The organism is Streptococcus sp. M334 (assembly GCF_000187745.1).
Lineage (GTDB): Bacteria > Bacillota > Bacilli > Lactobacillales > Streptococcaceae > Streptococcus.
Genome location: NZ_GL732502.1, coordinates 1 through 1,132, shown reverse-complemented (window position 1 = coordinate 1,132; position 1,132 = coordinate 1). Strand labels below are relative to the sequence as shown.

General features: G+C 40.1%; 1 pseudogene. It reads left to right on the top strand.

Going from position 1 to position 1,132, the window contains the following annotated elements:
• Nucleotides 1-243: 243 nt before the first annotated feature.
• Nucleotides 244-1,101: pseudogene (locus tag HMPREF0851_RS15130) on the top strand (transposase); the annotation flags it as partial.
• Between the last annotated feature and the right edge of the window lie 31 nt (nucleotides 1,102-1,132).

Genomic DNA, 1,132 nt, shown 5'->3' with positions numbered 1-1,132 from the left:
CCGCCGTGAAAAGGCGGTGTCTTAACCCCTTGACCAACGGACCTGAGTTGGTGTTTTCAACTCTTACTATTATACCGACTTTTTAAACTTTGTCAACACCTTTTTTAAACTTTTTTTCATTTTTTTTACATGCTAACTTCTCAAAGTAACTTCCACTTGCCCAACCGAAGTGGAAATTAGTCTAAAACGGATTTTTATGGTGGAATTAAGTATGAGACGTTTGAGTTAGAAATGAGGCCCACTATGACAAAACATAAACACCTTACCCTTTCAGACCGTAATGATATCCAATTAGGCTTAGAGTGCGGTGAAACCTTCAAAGCTATTGGCCAACTTATTCTAAAAGACCCGACTACTGTTTCTAAAGAAGTCAAGCGAAACAAACAAGTCCGAGAGTCTACCTCTAATAACCTTCCCTGCCCTCTACTCGCTAAAGCTCCCTTTGTCTGTAATGGATGCCCTAAAAGAAGACAAAATTGTGGCTATCAGAAAGTCTTCTATCTAGCTAAACAAGCTCAAAAACAATACGAACAAACTCTTGTCGAAGCTCATGAAGGCACTCCCCTTAACTCGCAGACTTTCTGGGACATAGATAAAGTCATTTCTGATGGGGTTAAAAAGGGACAACACATCTATCATATCCTCAAAACTCACAATCTTGATGTCAGCTCCTCAACTGTCTATCGACATATCCGAAAAGGATACCTATCTATCGCTCCGATTGACCTAGCCAGAGCCGTTAAATTCAAAGAAAGACGGAAAAGTAAACTACCTTCCATTCCTAAAGAAGCAAAAAAAGGCCGCTCCTATGAGGATTTCCAAAATTATTTATCCCTTAACCAACTGAATTCTTGGCTGGAAATGGACACCGTTATAGGGAGGATGGGAGGTAAAGTCCTACTCACCTTCAATTTATCTTTCTGTAACTTTATCTTCGCTAGACTTCTGGATAATAAAACTGCCCTTGAGGTTACTAAACACCTCTATGATATCAAGAACACCCTTCACCAAGCGGAGAAAGATTTCTGTCAACTCTTTCCTGTCATCCTCACAGATAATGGTGGAGAGTTTGCCAGGGTTGATGACATCGAAATGGATGTTTGAGGAGAGAGTAAACTCTTCTTTTGTGATC